At 64.1% G+C, this 3,820-nt stretch carries 5 protein-coding genes; 1 reads left to right on the forward strand and 4 read right to left on the reverse strand.

Annotation, left to right across the window (positions count from 1 at the left end):
* Positions 1-169: 169 nt before the first annotated feature.
* Complete coding sequence (locus tag ACFPOU_RS04975) at positions 170-499, reverse strand: hypothetical protein (protein WP_379717828.1); 330 nt, start codon at positions 497-499, stop codon at positions 170-172.
* Between the two features lie 22 nt (positions 500-521).
* Positions 522-1,199 carry a ribose-5-phosphate isomerase RpiA gene (rpiA, locus tag ACFPOU_RS04980; RefSeq protein ID WP_379717830.1) on the reverse strand — a complete coding sequence of 226 codons (678 nt, stop codon included), beginning with the start codon at positions 1,197-1,199 and terminating at the stop codon, positions 522-524.
* A gap of 180 nt (positions 1,200-1,379) precedes the next feature.
* On the opposite strand from rpiA, the gene ACFPOU_RS04985 reads away from it, so the two are divergent.
* Positions 1,380-2,282 (forward strand): alpha/beta fold hydrolase, encoded by a 903-nt coding sequence (locus ACFPOU_RS04985; protein ID WP_379717832.1) that lies wholly within the window; start codon positions 1,380-1,382, stop codon positions 2,280-2,282.
* 58 nt (positions 2,283-2,340) lie between these two features.
* Here ACFPOU_RS04985 and ACFPOU_RS04990 read toward each other — a convergent pair whose 3' ends face one another.
* Both ACFPOU_RS04990 and ACFPOU_RS04995 read right to left on the reverse strand, forming a co-directional pair.
* On the reverse strand, positions 2,341-2,820 hold the full coding sequence (locus tag ACFPOU_RS04990; RefSeq protein ID WP_379717834.1) for a hypothetical protein: 480 nt from the start codon (positions 2,818-2,820) through the stop codon (positions 2,341-2,343).
* A gap of 216 nt (positions 2,821-3,036) precedes the next feature.
* Positions 3,037-3,555, reverse strand: coding sequence for a Rhs element Vgr protein (locus tag ACFPOU_RS04995; RefSeq protein WP_379717836.1), 519 nt, complete (start codon positions 3,553-3,555; stop codon positions 3,037-3,039).
* Positions 3,556-3,820 lie beyond the last annotated feature (265 nt).

Genomic DNA, 3,820 nt, shown 5'->3' on the forward strand with positions numbered 1-3,820 from the left:
CGCGGCCATAACTTCCTCGCTGCCGTGACCGTGGCAACAATTATGTTATGGCTCCTATGAACTCATTCAGACACGCCCTAGCCGAGCGATGGCTGCTTTCAAAAAAGCGAAGCCGATGAACTAAGGCAGAGCTCGTGTCCGAATGTCAGACCTGGCCCCAGCCTTTGTTTTACATCTTGCGGCACTGGCGCAGCTCGCAGCGCGCCATGAACACCTTGCCGTCGCTGCAATGCAGGCGATACACCTCGACCGGGCCCGGTTCGGTGATCAGACCGGCGCCCGGTCCGGTGCACGCATGCTGCCGGGCCAGCTGCTCGACCGTGGTCGACGACACGCCGACACGGTACGGCACGCGTTCGATCGGCACGCCGTTGGCGTCGACCAGCCGCGGCGCGGCCTTGGCCGGTGCCGCGGCAACCGGCGCCGGCAAGGGCGCCTGCTTGAACATCGCGCAGCCGCTTGCAGCGGTTGCCATCATCAGTGCCAGCAGTGCTTTCATCGCGTCTCCCAAGGTCCGGTGATCAGAAGGTCAGGGTCTTGACGCCGTCGGCCGTGCCCAGCAGGCAGACGTTGGCGCCGCGCTGTGCGAACAGGCCGACCGCGATCACGCCGACGATGCCGTCGATCTCGCTTTCCAGCGCCACCGGATCGGCGATCGTCAAGCCGACGACGTCGATGATTTCGCCGCCGTTGTCGGTGATGAAGGCTTCAGTGCCGCCCGCCTTGGTGCGCAGGCGCGGCTGGCCGCCGAGCGCCGCCAGCTTGCGCATCACGGCCGCGCGCGCCATCGGGATGACTTCGACCGGCAGCGGGAATTTGCCGAGCGTGTCGACCAGCTTCGAGCCGTCGGCAATGCACACGAACTGCTTCGATACCGAAGCGACGATCTTCTCGCGCGTCAGCGCCGCGCCGCCGCCCTTGATCATCGCACCCTGCTCCGTGATCTCGTCGGCGCCGTCGATGTAGACGGCAATCGACTCGACCTCGTTGAGGTCGAATACCGGAATGCCATGGCCGCGCAGGCGCGCCGCCGTGGCTTCCGACGAGGCCACGGTGCCCTTGATGCGGTCCTTGATCTTCGCCAGTTCGTCGATGAAGAAATTGGCCGTCGAGCCGGTGCCGACGCCGATGATTTCGCCGTCGACCACGTAATCGATGGCGGCGCGTGCCACGGCTTGCTTGAGTTCGTCCTGAGTCATGATGTCTGCAATGGTAGAGAGGAATCCCGCCATTTTAACGGATCGCCGGCGGCGCCTCGCCGTCGCCGTGCCGTTGCGCTCTGTAGTAAGCTCGGCATGCGCGAGGACGTACCGCACTTCGACATTGCCGTCGCCCGCGCCGACTGATGATGCAATTACTTTCCACCCCCAGGAGCCAGGATGAGTTTGAAGACCCTTTCGCGCCGTGCCTTCACGGCTGGCGCCCTCGCAGTCTGCGCAGCCCTCCCCTTCGCCGGCGCGCTGGCGGCACCGTTCGTATCGGAGCGCATCACGGTACGCACCGAGGGAACGGGACCCGACGTGATCCTGATCCCCGGCCTGAATTCCTCGCCGCGCGTCTGGGCCTCGACCGTCGACGCCCTGCCGGGCTACCGCTACCACCTGGTGCACGTGGCGGGATTCGCCGGGCAGGCGACCGGCGCCAACAAGGAAGGCCCGGTGGCCGCGCCGGTCGCCGAGGAAATCGCGCGCTACATCAAGGAGTCGAAACTGAAGGAACCGGCGGTGATCGGCCACTCGCTGGGCGGTACCATCGGCATGATGCTGGCAAGCCGTCATCCGGACACCTTGTCTCGCTTGATGGTGGTCGACATGTTTCCCTTCATGGGCTTGTTCTTCGCCGGCCCCGGCGCCTCGCCGGCACGGGTCGAGGCGGTGGCCGACGGGGTCGCCGCCGGCATGCGCGCCACGCCTCCCGCGCTGCGCTCGCAGCGCGCCAACGACACCATCGCCGGCATGGTCGACACCGAGGCGATGCGCCCGGTCGCAGTCAAGGATTCGATGGCCAGCGACGCCGGCGTGGGCATCCGCGCCTATCGCGAACTGCTGGTCACGAACCTGATGCCGGAACTGGCGAAGATCAGCGTGCCGGTGACGGTGCTGTACGTGCAGCCGAAGAGCGTGCCGCTGCCGCCCGCGCAATTCGACGGCGTCTACAAGTCGGGGTATGCGCCGGTGAGGCAGCTGACCCTCAAGCGGATTCCGGACAGCGCGCACTTCATCATGTGGGACCAGCCGAAAAGATTCCGGGAGGAAGCGGCAGCCTTCCTTTCGGTGCGCTGATCAGGCTGTTTCTGGCCTGTTCCGCTCAGGTATGAAAACATGGGGCGCAGCCGCGAAGTCAAGCGCGGCAACCGTAGAGGTCGCGTCCCTGGCCTTCATTCGGATCGATCTGGCGAACCCGCATGGCGCCATTGGATCGCCGTGCCAGGCAAAATCGGGTCACGTAGCGCACCGGCTCCGTGGCGCTCTTGCCTGACCGGGTATCGAGCTGTACCGCGTAGATGATCCCGCTCGCCAGCGCCGCCGCCGGCGTCTGCGGCAGTGCCGGCACCCGGCCGCCGTAGGGAATGCACATGCTCGCCGACAACGCGAAGGTGCGCTCGCGCGGCATCGCCATGCGCCACAGGATGCGTTCTCCTGCCGTGACCGTCACCGACTGGAAGTCGGGACTGGCACCGCGGCTTTCCTCGCGGTCTCCGATCGTAAAGCAAGGCAAATTGCCCTTGCCTGTGCGGACCTGCGCTTCTCCCACGCGCCGCGCCGCCTGCACAGGACACATCAGAAGGCCGATGAGGAACAGGGTCGGAAGCAGCTTCATGAGGGGCTCGGAAAACAGGAAGGGGATTAGGAAACTAGCCTATTATGTTGCCGTGCAGCAGCATTGATGCAAGTCAAACCTTGGGGAGTGGATGGCGGCCGATTCCGGCGTTTTGCGGGCACGCAAAGGCAGCTCGAACGCGTCGGTGGAAGCATCCGTCACGCGCCGTTATGGTGGGATTCCCGTCCACGCATCAGCCCACACCGGCTCGGACGGCTACCTCGTCCAGCGGCTCAGCGGCAAGCGTGCCAGCTTGCGTCCGAGACCGCGGTGCAGGTTGTCGCGGTCGGCCGGATCGGCCAGGAAGATGCGCAGCACCCGCTCGTACAAGGCAAGGTCGTCCTGATAGCGCCGCTGACGCATCGCTTCCGGCCGCCCGAGGAACTTCAGCACGAAGTAATCGGCCAGCAGGTCGCCCTGCGCTTCCATGTTGTAGTCGGATAGCAGCGCATCTCCCTGCAGATCGTAATGGTAGGACAGGCCCAGGCGAACGGCACCGCGCAGGCGAACCGGATAGCCAAGTTGGTGCTGCCAGACGTGGACCATTTCGTGCATGTACCAGTGCTGGTTAGTGACGGATGCCTCGGCATAGTCGGCAAGGAAGCAGGACGCGTGAAAGTACAGGTGGCCGTTTGGCGTCATCGCGCAGTTACTTGGCTGGAAGGGCATGTAGCGGCGAGCATGGATGCGCACACGCCGGTAGTCGATAGCGTCGCGGAACAGCAGGGACGCCAACGCAATTTCGCCCACGGTCAACGGGCGCGCCCTGGTACGCATAGTTGAGGTGGCTTTCCATCTAAGGTCGTTGCTCGAATTATAGACGACTACCGTTGACGACTCCCAACACGCCCACGATAAAGCCGAGCAAGAATCACCCCTTTGCTAACCCTTGACGGAAAAGTTATGGCTAGTGACGTCTATTTGAAGATTGAGGTTGAATCGCCACGACTATTGTAGACACTCCTGAGCCATAATATAAGGCACAAGGAGAAGGTATGAG

The organism is Massilia jejuensis (assembly GCF_042656795.1).
Classification (GTDB): domain Bacteria; phylum Pseudomonadota; class Gammaproteobacteria; order Burkholderiales; family Burkholderiaceae_D; genus Telluria; species Telluria jejuensis.